The sequence below is a fragment of the Amycolatopsis marina genome (genome assembly GCF_900111885.1).
GTDB classification, from domain to species: Bacteria; Actinomycetota; Actinomycetes; order Mycobacteriales; family Pseudonocardiaceae; genus Amycolatopsis; species Amycolatopsis marina.
In genome coordinates this window covers 12,448-30,600 of sequence record NZ_FOKG01000001.1, presented here as the reverse complement: position 1 = coordinate 30,600, position 18,153 = coordinate 12,448, and the positions used below count along the sequence as shown (strand labels likewise).

Below are 18,153 nucleotides of genomic sequence, written 5' to 3'. Positions count from 1 at the left end.
CCTTCCGTTAGTCCCTCCGCGGGGAGAGGGCGACAGTGATCAGGAAGGAAGGCAGACATGAAGGCACGTTCTCTGGCCATGGGGCTGGTGACGAGCGCCGCGTGCGTTCTCGCCGGCATCGTCGGGGCCGGGTCGGCGAGCGCCGACGTCATGCCGTACATCGTCGGCGGTTCGGACGCCGATCAGGAGTACTCGTTCATGGTCTCGCTGCAGGACGGAGGTAACCACTTCTGTGGCGGGTCGCTCATCGAGTCCGACTGGGTGCTCACCGCCGCGCACTGCGTCGAGGGCACGTCGGCGAGTTCGGTCACCGCCCGGATCGGCAGCAACGACCGGACGCAGGGCGGCGAGGAAGCGCGGGCCACCGAGATCCTTGTGCACCCGGACTACGACGGACAGAGCGCGGGCGCGGACATCGCGCTGGTCAAGCTCGCCTCGCCGGTGCAGGCCGCGACCGTGCCGATCGGGTCGGCCACCGAAGCGGGCACCAAGTCCCGGTTGATCGGCTGGGGGCAGACCTGCCCGACGCGGGGTGGCTGCGGTGCTCCGGTTCAGTTGCAGCAGCTGGACACGCAGGTGGTCGACGCCGGTGAGTGCAGTGGTATCGACGGCAGCCTCGAACTCTGCACGGACAACCCCGGCGGGAACTCCGGTGCCTGCTACGGCGACTCCGGCGGTCCGCAGATCGTCGAGGCGGGCGGCAAGTGGGAGCTGATCGGGGTCACCAGTCGCAGCGGCAACGGTGACTCGACCTGCGCGACCGGGCCGTCGATCTACACCTCGGTCCCGGCCTACTCCTCCTGGATCAGCCAGCACACGAGCGCCTGACATCCACTGAACCCGCTGTGGCCACCTTGGATTCACCAAGGTGGCCACAGCGGGTTCTCAGGCCTCTGCCTCGGGGCGGCCGTCCGCTGCCCAGGAGGTGTGGAACGAACCGTCGCGGTCGACTCGGCGGTAGGTGTGCGCGCCGAAGTAGTCGCGCTGCCCCTGCACCAGCGCGGCGGGCAGACGGTCGGCGCGCAGTGCGTCGTAGTACGCCAGCGCGGTTGCGAAACCGGGCGTCGGGATGCCCAGCCGCACGCCCGTCGCGATCACCGAGCGCCATGCGTCCTGCCCGTTCTCCACGGCCTTGCGGAACTCACCGCTGGTCAGCAGCGTCGGCAGGCCCGGTTCTGCCTCGTAGGCACTGCGGATGTCATCCAGGAACTTCGCCCTGATGATGCAGCCGTCGCGCCAGATCGACGCGACGGCGCCGAGGTCGATGTTCCAGCCGTACTCCGCGCTGCCCGCCTGGATCATGTTGAACCCCTGCGCGTATGCCACGACCTTCGACGCGTACAGCGCCTGCTCGACGTCGTCGGCGAACCGCTCAGCCTCGGCCCCGCTGAGCGGAGTCCTGGACGGCCCCGCCAGGCCGCGGGCCGCGGAACGCAGGTCCGTGTGTCCGGACAGCGAACGGGCGAAGGTGGCCTCCGCAATCCCGGTGATCGGCACGCCGAGATCCAGCCCGATCTGCACGGTCCAGCGTCCGGTGCCCTTCTGCTCGGCCTCGTCGGCGACGACGTCGACGAACGGCTTGCCGGTCGCCGCGTCGGTGTGCGCGAGGACCTGCTCGGTGATCTCGATCAGGTAGGAGTCCAGCCTGCCGGTGTTCCAGGTGCGGAACACCTCGGCGATCTGCGCGGGCTCGTATCCCAGCGCGCCGCGCAGCAGGTCGAAGGACTCGGCGATCAGCTGCATGTCCGCGTACTCGATGCCGTTGTGCACCATCTTTACGAAGTGGCCGGCCCCGTCCGGCCCGATGTGCGCGCAGCACGGCACGCCGTCGACCTTCGCGGAGATGTCCTCCAGCAGCGGGCCGAGCGACTGGTAGGACTCGACCGAACCGCCGGGCATGATGCTCGGGCCGTGCAAGGCCCCCTCCTCGCCGCCGGACACCCCGGTGCCGACGAAGTGCAGGCCGCGTTCCCGCAGGTCCGCCTCCCTGCGCCGGGTGTCGGCGAAGTGTGCGTTCCCCGCGTCCACAATGACGTCGCCAGCCTCCAGCAGCGGGGCGAACTCCTCGATCACGGCGTCGGTCGGCGCACCGGCCTTGACCATGATCACGATCTGCCGGGGACGGGCCAGCGCGTCGACGAACTCCTGCGCGGAGTAGGTCGGGACGAAGTCGCCTTCGGAGCCGAACTGTTCCACCAGCTCCCGGGTGCGCTGCTCGGACCGGTTGTGCAGCGCCACGGTGTGCCCGTGCCGCGCCAGGTTCCGGGCCAGGTTGCGGCCCATCACCGCCAGCCCGGTCACCCCGATGCTCGCCTTGTCAGTCATTGATCGCGTCACCTTCTCCTCGCGTGCATGTCCCGACTCACTGCACACTATCGCCGCCCCGGCGCCTGGTGCGACCTTCGCCGAAGGGCTTGACCACAGGAGACAGATGGTCCATTGTGGACGCGCCAGGGACCATGGTGGCAACCTGGGCTCGAATTGCGGGACACGAAGCGGTACTGTCGAGCTTTCGTATTAATCCGTGTTGTGCGGGAGTGGGGTGTCGTGGCGCTGGTGGGCGGCCTCTGATGGCCAGCACGGTGACCTCGCGTCGCAAGCAGCTCGGGAACGAGCTGCGGCATGCGCGCAACGCCTCCGGGATGACGCAACAGCAGGTCGCGGAGGTGCTGGGCTGCACCCAGGGCAAGGTCAACAAGATCGAATCCGGCGCCGTTGGTGTCAAGCTGGGCGACGTCAGGGCCATGCTCGACGCCTTCGGGATCGACGGCGACGAGGCCGACACGTTGATGGGGCTGGCCAGGGCCGCCGCGGGCCAGCGTGGACATTGGTCCGGTTACCGATCGGTAGTACCGCACTGGTTCCGCACCTTCACCGACCTCGAACCGGCCGCCGCGGAGATCATGACCTGGCACGGGGAGCGGATTCCGGGACCGTTGCAGTCCGAGCACTACATGCTCAAGCAGTTCACCGAGTTCGGGGCGACCGACGTGACCTCGCTCGTCCGCAACCGGTTGGACCGCAAGGCGGTTTTCGACCAGCAGCAGCCCCCGTACTACCGGTTCATCATGAGCGAGTCGGCACTGCGGCGGGCGCCGGGCGGGCACGCGCCCGCGGTGATGCTCGACCAGATGGAGCATCTGCTCGAGTTGGACAGGCGGGACCGGGTCTACATCCACGTACTGCCCTTCGACGCCCGGCTGGCCTCGGTCCCGAACGACTTCACGATCATGCGCTTTCCCGATCGCACCAGGGACTTCGCCTATATCGAGCACTCGGCGGGCGGGCTCTACCTCGACGACGTGAAGGACTTCCAGATCTTCGTCGACTCTTGGGACCGGCTGCGCGGTGCGGCGCTGGAGCGCCACGACACCCGGCAGTTCCTCAAAGAGCTCGCCGAGTTGTACCGCTCGCAGATGACTATCTGAACCCCGCCTTCGCTGCAGTAGTCTGAGGTGGGCCGCGTCACAGCAAGCTTTTTCAGGCTTTCGGAGGGGATTGTCGCGTGGGCGAAGGGGTCGAGCCGAAGTTCACACCCAAGGACATCGACCTGGAGCGGCCCAACGCCGCACGGGTGTATGACTACCTGCTCGGCGGCACCGCGAACTGGGCGATCGATCGCCAGTTCGGCGAGCTGGCGATCTCGAAGGTGCCGATGGCCAGGACGATGGCCCGCGCCAACCGCGACTTTCTCGGCAGGGCGGTGCGCTACTGCGTCCGTCAGGGCATCACCCAGTTCCTCGACATAGGTTCGGGCGTGCCGACGGTGGGCAATGTGCACGAGGTCGCGGAGAAGCTGGATCCCTGGAGCCGCTGTGTCTATGTCGACAACGAACCAGTTGCCGTGGCGCATTCGGAGATGCTGCTGGATTCCCACGGGGATCCGGAACGGCACGCGGTGCTGCGGGGTGACCTGCTCGATGTGCAGAACACCTGGTCGAGGGCCGCGGCTACCGGGCTGCTCGATCCGGAGCAGCCGGTCGGCCTGCTGATGGTGGCGGTACTGCACTTCGTGTCGGACGAGGAGCAGGCCGGCGATGCCGTCGCGCACTATCGGGACCTGCTGCCCCCAGGCTCCTACCTCGTGTTGTCACACGCCTCGGACGACGGGGTTCCCGGGGAACAGAAGTCCCAGCTGGAACTGGTCGTCGAGCAGTACAGGCGGTCGAGCACGCCGGGCTGCCTGCGCACGCGTCGCGGCTTCACGTCGTTCTTCGGCGATTTCGGCCTCGTCGATCCCGGCGTGACCTGGGTGCCCGAGTGGCGTCCTCACGAGGCTGAATCCCAGGCGGCCCCGCTGCTTGCGGACAACCCTGCCGCTGCTTGCGTGCTCGGCGGGGTCGCTCTCAAGGAGTGATCCGGCGGGTGCGGGGGTGCCGACCTCCAGTCGCACGGCCATGCGAATCACCTGCTCACTTCGGCCGCAGCTGTACGGCTGGTGTCTGTTTCGACACTGTGTGTAACGGCCGGTGGCCAGCGGTGTGCCATTTCTTGTCCTCCCCAGTCTTGCGCCTGAGCGGGTGCCCTTCGTCACTTCCGCATAATTTGCGCAGAAGCCCGAGTACCCGCTAGTAATAATCCTACTCGGAGATTAATCACGCTGTCGAGTAACTCGCTGCAATGTCGCTCGGACGGCGGCACGGTGTGGGAAAGCACGTAACTATGGGGCATGGCAAGTGAGCACCTGGGCGAGCTCATCTGTCGGTCCGCGACTTGGCACGGAGGGACCGTCATGGCCGATTACGAAGGTCAGGCCGATTATGACCCGATGGTGGCGGTGGACCTCTTCGATGCGTCGACCTGGCAGAAGTCCTTCGCCAGCGAGCCCAATGGCGGCAACTGCGTCGAGGTGAACCTTCGCTCCGATCTGGTCGGGGTACGGGACACAAAGCTTGCGGAGAGTCCGGTCTTCGTCTTCGACGCAGGCGAGTGGAACGCGTTTCTCGAGGCGGTGAAAGCCGGGCAGTTCGATCTCCCGGCCTAGTCCGGGTGAGCGCGCCCGTATTCGGGCAGTGACAAGGAACACAGTGGGGTCGTAACGTCTTCCCCGGAGAATCTTGTGACCAAGTACTGACCGACCGTACGGTCTACTTGGTGAATCCGGGAGGAGCGTCCGATGAGGAACGCCGGCATTGGTGACTGGATCACTCGCAGGGCGCAGCGCGCCCCCGCGACGACGGCACTGGTCGATGTCGCGACCGGGCGGCGAGAGACGTACGCCGAGCTGGAGCACAGGGTGGCCGCGGCCGCGGAGGGCCTGCACGGTCTCGGCATCCGGCAGGGTGATCGGGTGGCGCTGCTGGCCGACAACTCGGCGGAGTACCTCGAGCTCCTGTTCGCCACGGCTCGCCTCGGTGCGATCACCGTCCCGGTCAACACCCGACTGGCCGCTGCGGAGGTCGCCTACGTGCTCGAGGACTCTGGCGCGATCGCACTGGCCGTGTCCGCCGGCTACCGCGAGACCGCCGAGGCCGCGCTGAGCCGGGTTGGGCACCGGGTCGCGCACACGCTGGCGATCGGTGATGCGGGGGCCGGACTAGACGAGCTGATCCAGGGCAACGAGGGCAGCAGGCCGCCGAACGCCGTCCGTGGTGACGACGTGTGCGTGATCATGTACACCTCGGGCACCACAGGCAGGCCCAAGGGCGCGATGCTCACCCACGACAACATGCTGTGGAACGCAGTCAACCTGCTCACGGCGGGCAAGGGCATCTCCGGTACGGACACCACACTTGCCGTCGCGCCGCTGTTCCACATCGGCGCGCTCGGGCTCTCCGCGCTCCCGGTGCTCTACGCGGGTGGCACGGTGGTGGTGCCGCGCGGTTTCGATCCGGAGCAGGCGCTGCGGTTGATGGCCGAGGAGCGGGTCACCACCCAGTTCATGGTTCCGGCGATGTGGGCGGCGCTGACGAAGGTGCCCGACCTCGCCCGGTTCGACCTCTCCGCGCTCCGCTGGGCGCTCTGCGGCGGCGCGCCGTGCCCGTTGCCGGTGATCGAGTACTTCACCGGTCTCGGCTGGACGTTCATGGAGGGCTTCGGGATGACCGAACTCTCCCCGGCCGCGCTGTACCTGGAGAGCCAGTTCGTCGTTTCGCACGCCGGATCGGTCGGGCGCCCGTTCATGCACGTCGATGCGCGGCTCGTCGACGCCGACGACCGTGACGTCGCGCCGGGTGAGGTCGGCGAACTGGTCCTGCGCGGGCCGACTGTGTTCGCGGGCTACTGGGGCAAACCGGAGGAGACGGCCGAGGCCATGCGGGGTGGCTGGTTCCACTCCGGTGATCTCGGTGTGGCCGACGCCGACGGCTTTGTCAAGCTGGTCGACCGGAAGAAGGACATGATCATTTCCGGTGGCGAGAACGTGTATCCCATCGAGGTCGAGCAGGTGCTGCACCGTCACCCCGGGGTGGCGGATGTCGCCGTGGTGGGAGTGCCTGACGAGAGGTGGGGCGAAACCGTGCTCGCGGTGGTCGTACCCGCGGCCGACACCGTGGACCCCGACGAGCTGACCGAGTTCGCCAGGCGGCAACTGGCCCACTTCAAGTGCCCGCGGCGGGTGGAGTTCACCGACGCGCTGCCGCGCAACGCCACGGGGAAGCTGCTCAAGCGCGTGCTGCGGGAGACCTACACCGGTAGCGCGGCCACCGTGCACCGATGAGCGCGGGCCGCGTTCTTCCTTGTGGCCCACCGCGTACGTCCCCCGCCCTCGTGAGCGGGGAGCCGTGAGTACACTGGACCACGGACCCCGCGCGGCGTCCACCCTGTGAACCTCCCCAGGGCCGGAAGGCAGCAAGGATAAGCAGGCTCTGACGGGTGCGCGGGGTCCCCTTTTGTGTGCTGGCAGCGCGATGATCGTCGATGCCGACACCGCCGTGCCGGGAACGCCGAACCGCGGTGGCGGTCCACCAGTAATCATGGGTCCATGGAATCCACCCGTGTGGATCGCTGGTTGTGGGCGGTCCGGCTGACCAAGACACGCTCGGACGCCGCCGCGGCCTGCCGAGGCGGACACGTGCGCGTCAACAACCGCCCGGCCAAACCCGCGACGTCGGTGACCCCCGGCGACGAGGTGCGCACCCGCGTCGGAGGAGCGAGCCGAGTCGTCGAGGTCGTACGGGTGATTCAGAAGCGAGTTGGCCCTGCCGACGCAGCCACCTGCTTCATCGACCGGACCCCCGCCCCGCCCTCGGACGACGCGGCCCCCTTCGCCCTCCGAGATCGAGGCGCGGGACGACCGACGAAGCGGGAGCGCCGGATGCTCGACAGGTTCCGCGCCGGTCCACAGTGACAATCGCCGCCCGCATCGCGGCGCCGCGAGATTTCAGTACCCAGGTGCCACATCGGGGTAGTCCGGCGGTGTCGTGGGCGGCCGGTACTCTCGCGGCGTGGCATTAGCGCTGTACCGCAAGTACCGTCCGGCTACCTTCGCCGAGGTCGTGGGCCAGGAGCACGTCACCGAGCCTTTGCGCACCGCGCTGGCGTCCGGGCGGATCAACCACGCGTACCTGTTCTCCGGGCCGCGCGGGTGTGGCAAGACGTCCAGCGCCCGCATCATGGCGCGGTCGCTGAACTGTGTCGAAGGTCCGACGCCCGATCCCTGCGGTGTGTGCAACTCCTGCGTCGCGCTCGCCCCGGAGGGGCCCGGCAGTGTGGACGTCACCGAACTGGACGCCGCCAGTCACGGCGGCGTGGACGACGCCCGCGAACTGCGCGACCGCGCCTTCTACGCGCCTGCCGAGTCGCGCTACCGCGTGTTCATCATCGACGAGGCGCACATGGTCACCACGCAGGGCTTCAACGCCCTGCTCAAGATCGTGGAAGAGCCGCCGGAACACCTGATCTTCATCTTCGCCACCACCGAGCCGGACAAGGTGCTCACCACCATCCGCTCACGGACCCACCACTACCCGTTCCGGCTGATCCCGCCGAGTTCCATGCGGGAACTGCTGGAACGCAACGTCGCGGCCGAGGGCATCCCGGTCGAGCCCGCCGTGTTCCCGCTTGTCGTCCGGGCGGGTGGCGGCTCGGCGCGAGACACACAGTCGGTGCTCGACCAGTTGCTGGCGGGCGCGGGGCCCGAAGGCGTCACCTACGACCGCGCGGTCTCCCTGCTCGGCGTCACCGACGTCGCCCTGATCGACGACATGGTCGACGGCCTGTCCGCCGACGACGCCAACGCCGTCTTCGGCACCGTGGAGAAGCTGACCGAGGCGGGACACGATCCGCGCCGCTTCGCCGCCGACCTGCTCGACCGGCTGCGCGACCTCGTGCTGTTGCGTGCCGTGCCCGACGCGGCCCGTCTCGGCATGGTCGCCGCGCCGGAGGACGAACTCAACCGGATGGCCGCGCAGGCCGAGCGCATCGGGCCCGCCACCCTGTCGCGGTACGCGGAGATCGTGCACAACGGTCTGCTGGAGATGCGCGGGGCGACCGCGCCCCGGCTGCTGCTGGAACTGCTCTGCGCCCGCATGCTGTTGCCGTCGGCTGCCGACAGCGAGGAAGCACTGCTGCAGCGGCTCGAACGCCTGGAACGCCGGGCTACCGCGGCGGCGGGAACCGCTCCACAGGCCGCGGCGCCGAGCCCCGCAGCGTCGAGCCCCGCTGCGCCCCAGGCGCCGGCTCCCGCTCCGGACGCGCGGTTCTCGCGACCGTCGCAGCGACCGGCAGGTCAGGCTGCCGAAGCGCAGGCGCCGCCCGTTTCCCAGGAGCCGCCGTCCCGGCAGCCCGCCCCGCAGGAGCCCGCGCCCCCTGCTGCCGCTCCCGAGCCGAGCCAGGCACAGCCGGAAGCTCTGGCTGAGCCCGGCGCCGGTGACTCGGGCAGCCTGGATGCCGCCGCCGTGCGGCGCGTGTGGCCGGAACTGCTCGCCGCCATCCGCAAGATCCCCGGCGGGCGCAGCACCGAGGCCATGCTCACCCAGGCGACCGTGCAGAGCGTCGACGGGTCGACGGTGGTGCTGACCCACAGTGCGGCCCCGCTCGCCCGCAGGCTGGCCGAACAGCACAACTCCGAGAAGATCGCGACGGCGCTGCACGACGTGCTCGGCGGAAGCTGGCACGTGCAGTGCGTGCACGGCGGCGCGAGTCCGGCGTCGGGTGCGCGGTCCCGGCAGGCCGCGCCCGCGCGAGGAACCCAGCAGCCGCAGCGGCCCGCCCAGCCGGGGGAGTCCACGCAGCAGGAGACGCCCCGGCAGCAGCAACAGCAGCAGCAGGCACAGCGGTCCTACGCCAGGCCGTCCGCGTCGGCCGCACCGGAGCAGCCGGCCCGGCCCGCACCGGCACAGTCGGAGCCGGACATCCCGCTCCCGCCGGAGCCCGAGGACGAGGACGACGTGATCGACGACGCGGGCCCCGCCCCCGCCGATGTCATCCACGCTCCCGACACCGGCGCCACGTCCCCCGACGACCCGGACGAGAAGGCCCACAAACTCCTCTCCGAGCACCTCGGTGCCCGCCCCCTGGAATGAGCCCTCCCGCACTCCCTTGGAGCGCCTGCAAGTACCCCCAAGCAAGATCATTTACGTTGTCAACCGCAGCCAACCGCGCCTGAATCTCGGCACTAGCCGACCAGGTAGGTCGTGATTCCCTCGGCGATCGCGGCGGCGTAGCGCTGCCGTCCGTCCGGTGTGGACATCGCCGCGGCCTCGCCCGTGTCGCGCATGTTCCCGCACTCGACCAGCACCGACGGCCGGGTCGACAGGTTCATCCCGCCGAGGTCGTCGCGCGGGGAGAACCCGTCCTCGCCGACGTAGTTCGACAGCGGGAACCCCGCCGCGCGCAAGCCGTCCCGCAGGTCGCGCGCCAGCGTGCGCGTCGGCCGCTCCTGCGCCTGGTTCAGTGGCGGCGCCGAGTAGGCGATGTGAAAGCCCCGCGCGCCGGGCGCGGTGGCACCGTCGGCGTGGATGGAGACGACCGCGTCGGCGGCGTTGTCGTTGCCGATCCGGGCCCGCTCGTCGACACACGGGCCGACTCCCGTGTCGTTGTCCCGGGTGAAGATCACTCGCACACCTCGCGCGGTGAGAATGTCACCCACCCGCTGCGCGACGTCGAAGTTGAAGGCGTGCTCGCCGAACCCCTCGTCGGTGGAAGTTCCGGTGGTGTTGCAGGCCTTCGTCCTGTCCCGGCCCGCGGGAACCTTCCGGTTGATCTCGCCGGGCGCGACCGCGTTGCCGCCGTTGTGCCCTGGATCCAGCACGACCACGGACGCTGGTGGCTTCCGGACGGACGTGGTCGTAGTCGTGGTCGGGGACATGGTCGTCGGGCGTGCGCTCTCGCCGGACGACTCGGTGCTGGTGGGGGCGGGCGTCGGCGCGGTACCGGCCGACTCCGCTCCGCAGGCCGCGAGCAGGACCGAGCCGAGCACCGCCACCAGTACGCCGCGACCCCACATGCCGGACACGGTACGACTAGTCTTGTAGGCGGTACTGGCGAGTCAACGATCGGAAGCCGACATCATGGTGCAACCCGGCGGCGGAATGCCCGACATGCAGCAGATCCTGCAGCAGGCCCAGAAGATGCAGGAGCAGCTGGTCACGGCGCAGCAGGAACTCGCCGAGACCGAGGTGACCGGCACGGCGGGCGGCGGGCTCGTGACCGCGACCGTGTCCGGCGGCATGGAGCTGAAGGACCTCACGATCGACCCCAAGGTCGTCGACCCCGAGGACACCGAGACCCTGGCGGATCTCGTCGTGGCCGCGGTTCGGGACGGGATGGCGAGCGCGCAGAAGCTCACCGAGGAGAAGCTGGGACCGCTCGCGGGCGGCCTCGGCGGCGGTGGCGGAATGCCGGATCTCGGCGGTCTCGGCGGCAGCCTCGGTCTGCCCGGCCACTGAGCGGCGTCTGGGAACGGTGGATTACGAGGTCGTGGTGATTAGTGAAACTCGGCTGACGCGGTGCCGATACCGAGGCGGCAAGGCGTCGAGCAGTAGAACTGGACAGGCACTGACTTGTACGAAGGAGTAGTCCAGGACCTCATCGACGAACTCGGGCGTCTGCCCGGCGTCGGTCCGAAGAGTGCCCAGCGCATCGCCTTCCACCTGTTGGCGACCGAACCGGCGGACATCTCCCGGCTGCAGGAGATTCTCGGCAAGGTCAAGGAGGGCGTGCAGTTCTGCGAGATCTGCGGCAACGTCTCCGAGCAGGTCCAGTGCCGGATCTGCCGGGACCTCCGTCGCGACCCCGGCCTCATCTGTGTCGTCGAGGAGCCCAAGGACGTCCTCGCGGTGGAGCGCACCCGTGAGTTCCGCGGGCGTTATCACGTGCTCGGTGGCTCGCTCGACCCACTTTCCGGCATCGGGCCGGACCAGCTGCGCATGCGGCAACTGCTGGCCAGGATCGGCGCGGAGGAGGTCACCGAGGTGATCATCGCGACCGACCCGAACACCGAGGGCGAGGCCACCGCGACCTACCTGGTGCGGATGCTGCGGGACTTCCCAGGACTCACGGTCACCAGGCTGGCCTCCGGGTTGCCGATGGGCGGCGACCTCGAGTTCGCCGACGAGCTCACCCTCGGCCGGGCGCTCTCCGGCCGCCGCACGCTCTGACGGCCCGCGGTGGTGGATCTGCTCGATCCGGACGCCACCGCGGTGGTCCGTGCCGTGCTCGCCGAGCCACCCCGGCTGGGCGACGTCCGCCTGCTCGCCGTCGACGGCCCGTCCGGCTCCGGCAAGTCGACGCTGGCCCAAGCCGTCCGCGCCGAGCTGGAGCGGGCAGGCCGCACGGTCGGTCTCGTTTCCACCGACGACTTCGCCACCTGGGACGACCCGGTGAGCTGGTGGCCCCGACTCGCCGAAGGTGTGCTGCACGAACTCGCCGAGGGACGTCCTGGCCGGTACCGCCGCACCCGCTGGCCGGACGGTGTCCCGGTGCTCGCCGAGTGGGTCGCCGTCGACGTGCCCGACGTGCTCGTACTGGAGGGGATGTCCGCAGGCCGCGCGTCCGTCCGCGCACACCTCTCCTGTTTGTGCCGGCTCACCCTGCCCGGTCCGGCAGAGCGGCTGGAGCGAGCCGTTCGGCGTGACGGAGAGTCAGCAAGACGACACTTCGAGGAGTGGCAGGCCTTCGAAAAAGGCTGGTTCGAGGTGGACGATGGCTGGCCGCCGCTGTTCCTTCGAATGGAGTAATGGGCCCCGGCCGAAAGTAGTAGCGGCCTACGTATCGCTACACGTTCGGTAGTTATTTCCCGACCGTACGAGTTCAGGGTCGGGTGCGCGTAGCGCGATCGTAACCTGGCGTGCTTAAGTGAGCGGTCGATAACGGCTAGTGTCTGCGACCACACCACATAGCCGCGTGCTTCGTGAGCGGGGTCGCGGTCCGAACTGACACATGTCTCAAGGGGTGCCAACATGCTCCAAAAGCGGGTGGCTCGAACGCGCCGCATCGCCCTGATCGGGCTTGCGGGCGCGCTCGCGGTCTCGATGTCCGCCTGTGCCGAATCCGAGCGCGATGGCTCGGGTGGCGACGGCTCCGGTGGCGACACGCTGGTCTTCGGTGCCGCGGGCAATCCGAAGAACTTCGACCCGATCTTCAACGACGACGGAGAGACCTTCCGCGTCATCCGGCAGATGTACGACACGCTGGTGAGCTACAAGCCGGGCTCCGCCGAGGTCGTCCCAGGTCTGGCCACCAAGTGGGTGCCGAACGAGGACGGCACGAGCTGGACCTTCACCCTGCGCGAGGGGGTGAAGTTCCACGACGGCACCCCGTTCAACGCCGAGGCCGTCTGCTTCAACTTCGATCGCTGGCACAACATGAGCGGTGCCGCCGCCCAGAGCCAGATGATCTACTACGGCGACGTCTTCGGCGGCTTCGCCAAGAACGAGGGCGACGCGACCGGCGACCCGCTGTACAAGTCGTGCGAGGCCACCGACGAGACCACCGCGGTGCTGAACCTCAACGAGCCGAAGGGCGCCTTCCCGGACGCGTTCGGGCTGGCGGCGTTCTCGATGTCCAGCCCCGAAGCGCTGGAGCAGTACAACGCCGACGAGGTCACCCAGAGCGGTGACTCGTTCAGCTATCCCGCGTACGCCAACGAGCACCCCACCGGGACCGGCGCGTACAAGTTCGAGAGCTACGACCCGTCGCAGGGCACGATCACCCTGGTCCGCAACGAGGAGTACTGGGGCGAGAAGGCCAAGACCGCCAAGTTGATCTTCCGGATCATCCCGGACGAGAACGCGCGTAAGCAGGAGCTCGCCGCGGGCACGATCGACGGGTACGACCTGCCGAACCCGGCCGACTACCAGAGCCTGCGTGACTCGGGTGCCCAGGTGCTCGTGCGCCCGGTGAACAACATCCTCTACCTGGGCATCAACCAGGAGGGGAACCCGAAGCTGAAGGACGTCCGCGTCCGCAAGGCGATCGAGCACGCGATCAACAAGAAGCAGCTCGCGCAGAACAAACTGCCCGAGGGTGCGACCGCCCGCGACCAGTTCGTCCCGAAGGACCTGAACGGTTACACCGACGCGGTGGAGAAGCACGAGTACGACCCGGACAAGGCCAAGCAGTTGCTGGCCGAGGCCGGTGCCGAGAACCTCACGCTGAAGTTCTACATCCCGACCGAGGTCACCCGGCCGTACATGCCGAACCCGCAGGAGATCGGTGGCGCTGTCTCCGACGACCTGAAGGCGGCAGGCATCAAGGTCCAGCTCGTCCCGCGGCCGTGGAACGGTGGCTACAAGGACGACGTGCAGAAGCTCGGCAAGCACGACATCCACCTGCTCGGCTGGACCGGTGACTACGGTGACCCGGGCAACTTCATCGGTACGTTCTTCGGCCGGGAGAAGGCCGAGTTCGGCTTCGACAACCCGGAGATCTTCACGGCTCTGAGCGAGGCCGACGCGAAGGTCACCGACCCCGAGGCCAAGAAGGCGGCCTACGAGGAAGCCGCGGTGAAGATCTCGAAGTTCGTCCCCGCGGTTCCGCTGACGTCCTCCCCGCCCGCGATTGCGGTCAAGGAAGGCGTTCAGGGGCTCGTCCCCAGCCCGCTGACCGACGAACGATTCCACACGGTCACCAAGGGCTGACAAACCTGGTATGACTCACCGGTGGCAGTGCGCTGACCAGTTCAGCGCACTGCCACCGGTGTGGCCGGGTGAGGAAACTTTATGCTTCGATTCATCGTCCGTCGGCTGCTACAAGCAATTCCGACGCTGATAGTTCTGTCCATTCTGGTCTTCGCCTGGCTGCGGTCGCTGCCGGGCGGGCCCGCGGGCGCGCTGCTCGGTGACAAGGCGACTCCCGAACGGATCGCGGCACTGAACGCCGTACTCGGCCTCGACCAGCCCATATACGTGCAGTACTTCAAGTTCCTCGGCCGCGTGCTCTCCGGTGACTTCGGCAACTCGCTGGTGTCCGGGCGTCCCGTGCTCGAAGAGATCGCCGCCGCGTTCCCCGCGACGCTGGAACTCGCGCTCACCGCGCTGTTCCTCGCCGTCGTGATCGGTATCCCGATGGGATACATCGCGGCGCGCTACCACGGCAGGTGGCTCGACAATCTCACCGTTGTCAGCACGCTGGTCGGGGTCGCGGTCCCGGTCTTCGTGCTCGGGTTCGTGCTGAAGTACTTCTTCGCGGAGAAGCTCGCGATCCTGCCGCCGTCCGGGCGGCAGGACGTGCTGATCAATGCCACCAACGTCACCGGTTTCGCCACATTGGACGGTCTGCTCACCGGTGAGTTCGATGCGACGGTGGACGCGATCGAGCACCTGATCCTGCCCTCGATCGCACTGGCGAGCATCCCGTTCGCCGTGATCGTGCGGATCACCAGGGCATCGGTGCTCGACGTCGTGCAGGAGGATTTCGTCCGCACGGCCAACGCCAAGGGGCTCACCGCGCAACTGGTGCGGCGCAGGCACGTCCTGCGCAACGCGCTGCTGCCGGTGTCCACCACCATCGGCCTGCAGACCGGCCTGCTGCTGGCGGGTGCGGTGCTGACCGAGAAGGTGTTCGCCTGGCGAGGACTCGGTTTCCTCCTCGCGGAGGGGATCGAACGGCGTGACTATCCACGGCTACAGGCGCTGATCCTGCTGGCCGCAACGGTGTACGTCCTGGTGAACCTGCTGGTGGACGTCTCCTACGCCATCATCGATCCGAGGGTGAGGGTGCGATGATCGGGAAACTCGCAACACGCAAGGCCGAGCGGATCGATGATCTCGCCCAGGGTGGCACGAGCCTCGCGGCCGACGCCGTCAAGCGGCTGATCCGCAACCCGGTCGCCATTCTCGGTGCGACCATCGTCGCGCTGTTCGTCCTGCTGGCGGCGATCGCGCCGTGGATCGCGCCGAAGGATCCATCCGTTCCCTACGACGTGCTGCAGGAGAACCTGTACCCGGACTCGATTCCCGGACCCATGCCCGGATTCGTGCTCGGCAGTGACCAGAACGGGTTCGACTTCTTCTCCCGCCTGCTGGTCGGTGCGCAGCAGACGTTGATCGTGGGTGTCACGGCCACATTGTTCGGCCTGACGCTCGGCATGATCATCGGTGGGCTGGCCGGGGCACTCGGCGGCTGGGTCGACACGGCGCTGATGCGCCTGACCGACATCATGCTGTCGATCCCCTCGCTGCTGCTGGCCGTGTCCATCGCCGCGATGTTCGCGCAGGGCAGCCAGTGGACGGTGATCATCGCGGTCGGCATGGTCGGCGTGCCGATCTTCGCCAGGCTGTTGCGTGGCGCGATGCTCGCGCAACGCCACAGCGACCACGTGCTCGCCGCGACCGCGCTGGGCGTGAAGCGCAAGACGATCGTGTTCCGGCACATGCTGCCGAACTCGGTCGGCCCGGTGATCGTGCAGGCGACGCTGACACTGGCGACGGCGATCATCGACGCGGCGGCGCTGTCGTTCCTGGGGTTGGGTGACCCCGACATCCGCCGTGCCGAGTGGGGCCTGATGCTGGGCAACGCGCAGCGGTACCTGTCGGTGAAGCCGGAGTTGGCGTTCTACCCGGCGATCGCGATCATCATCGTGGCACTGGGTTTCACCCTGCTCGGTGAGTCACTGCGCGAGTCCCTCGATCCGAAGAACAGGCGGTGACCCAGATGGCTCTGCTCGACGTCCAAGATCTGACCGTCACCTTCCAGCGCAAGGGCCAGCGCCCGTTCACGGCGGTGGACAAGGTGAGCTTCTCGGTGGAACCGGGCCAGACCGTCGGTCTGGTCGGTGAGTCCGGCTGCGGCAAGTCGGTGACTTCACTGGCGATCATGCGACTGCTCGCCGAGCGCGGCAACAGCGTGACCGGCTCCGTGGAGTTCGAGGGCACGGACCTGCTTCGCCTCTCCGACAGGGAGATGCGCAACCGCAGGGGGCGCGATCTCGGCATGGTGTTCCAGGACCCGCTTTCCTCGCTGAACCCGGTCATCCCGATCGGCCTGCAGGTGGCGGAGGTGCTCGAACGCCACCGGGACATGTCCCGCAAACAGGCCAGGGACGAGGCGACCGAGCTGTTGCAGCGGGTCGGTATTCCGGACCCGAAACGCAGGCTCGACGAGTACCCGCACCAGCTCTCCGGCGGAATGCGCCAGCGCGCGCTGATCGCCATCGCGTTGGCGTGCCGTCCCCGGCTGCTGATCGCGGACGAGCCGACCACCGCGCTGGACGTGACCATCCAGGCGCAGATCCTTGCCGTGCTCTCGGATCTGGTCCGGGACACCGGAACCGCGCTGATCATGATCACGCACGACCTCGGTGTGGTCGCCGGGCTGTGCGACGAGGTGAACGTGCTCTACGGGGGCCGGATCGTGGAACGAGCCGAGCGCCACGAGCTCTTCGCGGCGCCGCGGCATCCGTACACCCATGGCCTGTTGCAGTCGATCCCGCGACTGGACGCGCCGAGGGGGGACAAGCTGAACCCCATCAAGGGATCGGTCGCGGACAACATCCCGTGGGATCACGGGTGCGCGTTCGCGCCGAGGTGCCCCAACGCGCTCGACGTGTGCCGCGAGGTCTCTCCTGCGCTCGAACCGGAAGGGCAGCACCTGTTGCGGTGCCACAATCCGGTCGAGCCGGCGGTCGCCGCAGGGGAGGGAAAACGATGAGTGACGAGATTCTGGTCGAGGTCGACGACCTCAAGGTGCACTTCCCGATCAAGCGCGGCATCGTTTTCGACCGCACGGTCGGGCACGTGTACGCAGTGGACGGTGTGAGTCTGACGATCCGGCGTGGCGAGACCTACGGGCTGGTCGGGGAGTCCGGTTGCGGCAAGACGACCTTCGGCCGCGGACTGCTCCGGCTGGTGGAACCGACCAGCGGCCGGGTGGACTTCGACGGCACCGACGTGGCAACGCTCAATGGCGAGCCGCTGCGGAAGTTGCGCCGGCGGATGCAGATGATCTTCCAGGATCCGCTGTCCAGTTTGGACCCGCGGCAGTCCGTGGAGTCCATTCTGATCGAGGGCATGCGGGCGCACGGCCTGGACAAGAGCAAGGAGCAGACGTCGGCTCGGCTGCGGGAACTGCTCTCCGCGGTCGGGTTGCCGGAGAGTTCGCTGCGCAAGTACCCGCACGAGTTCTCCGGTGGCCAGCGCCAGCGCATCGGGATCGCGCGGGCATTGGCGGTGGAGCCGGATCTGATCGTCGCCGACGAGCCGGTTTCCGCCCTGGACGTCTCCGTGCAGGCGCAGGTGATCAACCTCCTGGAGGAGTTGCAGGAAAAGCTGCACCTCACCTATCTGGTGATCGCCCACGACCTCGCGGTGGTCCGGCACATCTCCGACCGGATCGGCGTGATGTACCTCGGCTCGATCGTCGAGGAGGCCGATTCGGACGACCTGTACGCCGAGCCGCTGCACCCGTACTCGAAGGCGCTGCTCTCGGCGATTCCGGTGCCGGACCCGGTCGTGGAGGATGAGCGGGAGCAGATCCTGCTCACCGGTGACCTGCCCTCGCCCGCCGCCCCGCCGAGTGGCTGCCGGTTCCACACCCGCTGCCCGTGGCGGCAGGAGACCCGGTGCGACACGGAGCGGCCGCCGCTGCGCGAGCTCCGTCCGGGCCATCGGGTTGCCTGCCACTGGGCCGAGGAGATCCAGCTTGGCCGGGTAAAGCCGCACGCCGTCAGCCCGGAGGCGATCGATGTCGACTCCGGTGCCGCGCCGGACGTACCACTGATCGGTCCCGCCTCGATGACCGAGACACTCGGGCACTGAAGCGGGTTTCTGCCCC

General features: G+C 68.3%; 17 protein-coding genes and 1 other RNA gene. 16 read left to right on the top strand and 2 right to left on the bottom strand.

All coding sequences use genetic code 11. From position 1 onward, the window contains the following. Nucleotides 1-57 precede the first annotated feature (57 nt). On the top strand, nucleotides 58-828 hold the full coding sequence (locus BM199_RS00160) for a S1 family peptidase (RefSeq protein ID WP_091667703.1): 771 nt from the start codon (nucleotides 58-60) through the stop codon (nucleotides 826-828). A gap of 57 nt (nucleotides 829-885) precedes the next feature. Here BM199_RS00160 and gndA read toward each other — a convergent pair whose 3' ends face one another. Next, complete coding sequence (gndA, locus tag BM199_RS00155; RefSeq protein WP_091667700.1) at nucleotides 886-2,325, bottom strand: NADP-dependent phosphogluconate dehydrogenase; 1,440 nt, start codon at nucleotides 2,323-2,325, stop codon at nucleotides 886-888. A gap of 245 nt (nucleotides 2,326-2,570) precedes the next feature. Between gndA and BM199_RS00150 the strand changes: the two genes are divergently transcribed. The 7 genes from BM199_RS00150 (at nucleotide 2,571) to BM199_RS00120 (ending at nucleotide 9,464) form a co-directional block, all read left to right on the top strand. After that, nucleotides 2,571-3,428 (top strand): helix-turn-helix domain-containing protein, encoded by an 858-nt coding sequence (locus BM199_RS00150; protein WP_091667697.1) that lies wholly within the window; start codon nucleotides 2,571-2,573, stop codon nucleotides 3,426-3,428. 77 nt (nucleotides 3,429-3,505) lie between these two features. Continuing rightward, nucleotides 3,506-4,357, top strand: coding sequence for an SAM-dependent methyltransferase (locus BM199_RS00145; RefSeq protein ID WP_091667694.1), 852 nt, complete (start codon nucleotides 3,506-3,508; stop codon nucleotides 4,355-4,357). Between the two features lie 375 nt (nucleotides 4,358-4,732). Beyond that, on the top strand, nucleotides 4,733-4,984 hold the full coding sequence (locus tag BM199_RS00140; protein ID WP_091667691.1) for a DUF397 domain-containing protein: 252 nt from the start codon (nucleotides 4,733-4,735) through the stop codon (nucleotides 4,982-4,984). A gap of 132 nt (nucleotides 4,985-5,116) precedes the next feature. Next, nucleotides 5,117-6,658, top strand: coding sequence for an acyl-CoA synthetase (locus BM199_RS00135; protein WP_091667688.1), 1,542 nt, complete (start codon nucleotides 5,117-5,119; stop codon nucleotides 6,656-6,658). 79 nt (nucleotides 6,659-6,737) lie between these two features. After that, nucleotides 6,738-6,832, top strand: an RNA gene (gene ffs / locus BM199_RS00130) — signal recognition particle sRNA small type. A gap of 90 nt (nucleotides 6,833-6,922) precedes the next feature. Beyond that, complete coding sequence (locus tag BM199_RS00125; RefSeq protein WP_091667685.1) at nucleotides 6,923-7,288, top strand: RNA-binding S4 domain-containing protein; 366 nt, start codon at nucleotides 6,923-6,925, stop codon at nucleotides 7,286-7,288. Nucleotides 7,289-7,385: 97 nt separating this feature from the next. Further along, nucleotides 7,386-9,464, top strand: coding sequence for a DNA polymerase III subunit gamma and tau (locus BM199_RS00120; RefSeq protein ID WP_091669468.1), 2,079 nt, complete (start codon nucleotides 7,386-7,388; stop codon nucleotides 9,462-9,464). A gap of 92 nt (nucleotides 9,465-9,556) precedes the next feature. Here the strand turns inward: BM199_RS00120 and BM199_RS00115 are convergent, their stop codons facing one another. After that, nucleotides 9,557-10,387 carry an N-acetylmuramoyl-L-alanine amidase gene (locus BM199_RS00115; RefSeq protein ID WP_091667682.1) on the bottom strand — a complete coding sequence of 277 codons (831 nt, stop codon included), beginning with the start codon at nucleotides 10,385-10,387 and terminating at the stop codon, nucleotides 9,557-9,559. A gap of 64 nt (nucleotides 10,388-10,451) precedes the next feature. On the opposite strand from BM199_RS00115, the gene BM199_RS00110 reads away from it, so the two are divergent. The 8 genes from BM199_RS00110 (at nucleotide 10,452) to BM199_RS00075 (ending at nucleotide 18,137) form a co-directional block, all read left to right on the top strand. Further along, nucleotides 10,452-10,829: a YbaB/EbfC family nucleoid-associated protein gene (locus BM199_RS00110; protein ID WP_091667680.1), complete on the top strand. Its 378-nt coding sequence runs from the start codon at nucleotides 10,452-10,454 to the stop codon at nucleotides 10,827-10,829. A 114-nt stretch (nucleotides 10,830-10,943) separates the two neighbouring features. Next, on the top strand, nucleotides 10,944-11,540 hold the full coding sequence (gene recR, locus BM199_RS00105; RefSeq protein WP_091667677.1) for a recombination mediator RecR: 597 nt from the start codon (nucleotides 10,944-10,946) through the stop codon (nucleotides 11,538-11,540). Nucleotides 11,541-11,558: 18 nt separating this feature from the next. Further along, nucleotides 11,559-12,119, top strand: a complete 561-nt coding sequence (locus BM199_RS00100; RefSeq protein WP_091669465.1) for a uridine kinase family protein — start codon at nucleotides 11,559-11,561, stop codon at nucleotides 12,117-12,119. 222 nt (nucleotides 12,120-12,341) lie between these two features. Continuing rightward, nucleotides 12,342-14,021 carry an ABC transporter substrate-binding protein gene (locus BM199_RS00095; protein WP_091667675.1) on the top strand — a complete coding sequence of 560 codons (1,680 nt, stop codon included), beginning with the start codon at nucleotides 12,342-12,344 and terminating at the stop codon, nucleotides 14,019-14,021. An 81-nt stretch (nucleotides 14,022-14,102) separates the two neighbouring features. Next, a complete protein-coding gene (locus BM199_RS00090) occupies nucleotides 14,103-15,107 on the top strand; it encodes an ABC transporter permease (protein ID WP_091667672.1) in 1,005 nt (334 codons plus the stop codon). Next, complete coding sequence (locus BM199_RS00085; protein ID WP_091667669.1) at nucleotides 15,104-16,030, top strand: ABC transporter permease; 927 nt, start codon at nucleotides 15,104-15,106, stop codon at nucleotides 16,028-16,030. Before BM199_RS00090 ends, BM199_RS00085 begins: the two co-directional genes overlap by 4 nt. A gap of 5 nt (nucleotides 16,031-16,035) precedes the next feature. Further along, the gene (locus BM199_RS00080) at nucleotides 16,036-17,031 is read left to right on the top strand and encodes an ABC transporter ATP-binding protein (RefSeq protein ID WP_091667668.1); all 996 of its coding nucleotides are present in this window, start codon (nucleotides 16,036-16,038) and stop codon (nucleotides 17,029-17,031) included. Further along, complete coding sequence (locus BM199_RS00075; protein ID WP_091667665.1) at nucleotides 17,028-18,137, top strand: ABC transporter ATP-binding protein; 1,110 nt, start codon at nucleotides 17,028-17,030, stop codon at nucleotides 18,135-18,137. Before BM199_RS00080 ends, BM199_RS00075 begins: the two co-directional genes overlap by 4 nt. Nucleotides 18,138-18,153 lie beyond the last annotated feature (16 nt).

Bases quoted from the DNA above. Each gene is read 5' to 3' on its own strand.
- BM199_RS00095 (WP_091667675.1), top strand. From the start codon at position 12,342: ATGCTCCAAAAGCGGGTGGCTCGAACGCGCCGCATCGCCCTGATCGGG.
- BM199_RS00080 (WP_091667668.1), top strand. From the start codon at position 16,036: ATGGCTCTGCTCGACGTCCAAGATCTGACCGTCACCTTCCAGCGCAAG.
- BM199_RS00115 (WP_091667682.1), bottom strand. From the start codon at position 10,387: ATGTGGGGTCGCGGCGTACTGGTGGCGGTGCTCGGCTCGGTCCTGCTC.
- BM199_RS00135 (WP_091667688.1), top strand. From the start codon at position 5,117: ATGAGGAACGCCGGCATTGGTGACTGGATCACTCGCAGGGCGCAGCGC.
- BM199_RS00090 (WP_091667672.1), top strand. From the start codon at position 14,103: ATGCTTCGATTCATCGTCCGTCGGCTGCTACAAGCAATTCCGACGCTG.
- BM199_RS00150 (WP_091667697.1), top strand. From the start codon at position 2,571: ATGGCCAGCACGGTGACCTCGCGTCGCAAGCAGCTCGGGAACGAGCTG.
- BM199_RS00160 (WP_091667703.1), top strand. From the start codon at position 58: ATGAAGGCACGTTCTCTGGCCATGGGGCTGGTGACGAGCGCCGCGTGC.
- BM199_RS00085 (WP_091667669.1), top strand. From the start codon at position 15,104: ATGATCGGGAAACTCGCAACACGCAAGGCCGAGCGGATCGATGATCTC.
- BM199_RS00140 (WP_091667691.1), top strand. From the start codon at position 4,733: ATGGCCGATTACGAAGGTCAGGCCGATTATGACCCGATGGTGGCGGTG.
- BM199_RS00075 (WP_091667665.1), top strand. From the start codon at position 17,028: ATGAGTGACGAGATTCTGGTCGAGGTCGACGACCTCAAGGTGCACTTC.
- gndA (WP_091667700.1), bottom strand. From the start codon at position 2,325: ATGACTGACAAGGCGAGCATCGGGGTGACCGGGCTGGCGGTGATGGGC.
- BM199_RS00125 (WP_091667685.1), top strand. From the start codon at position 6,923: ATGGAATCCACCCGTGTGGATCGCTGGTTGTGGGCGGTCCGGCTGACC.
- BM199_RS00110 (WP_091667680.1), top strand. From the start codon at position 10,452: ATGGTGCAACCCGGCGGCGGAATGCCCGACATGCAGCAGATCCTGCAG.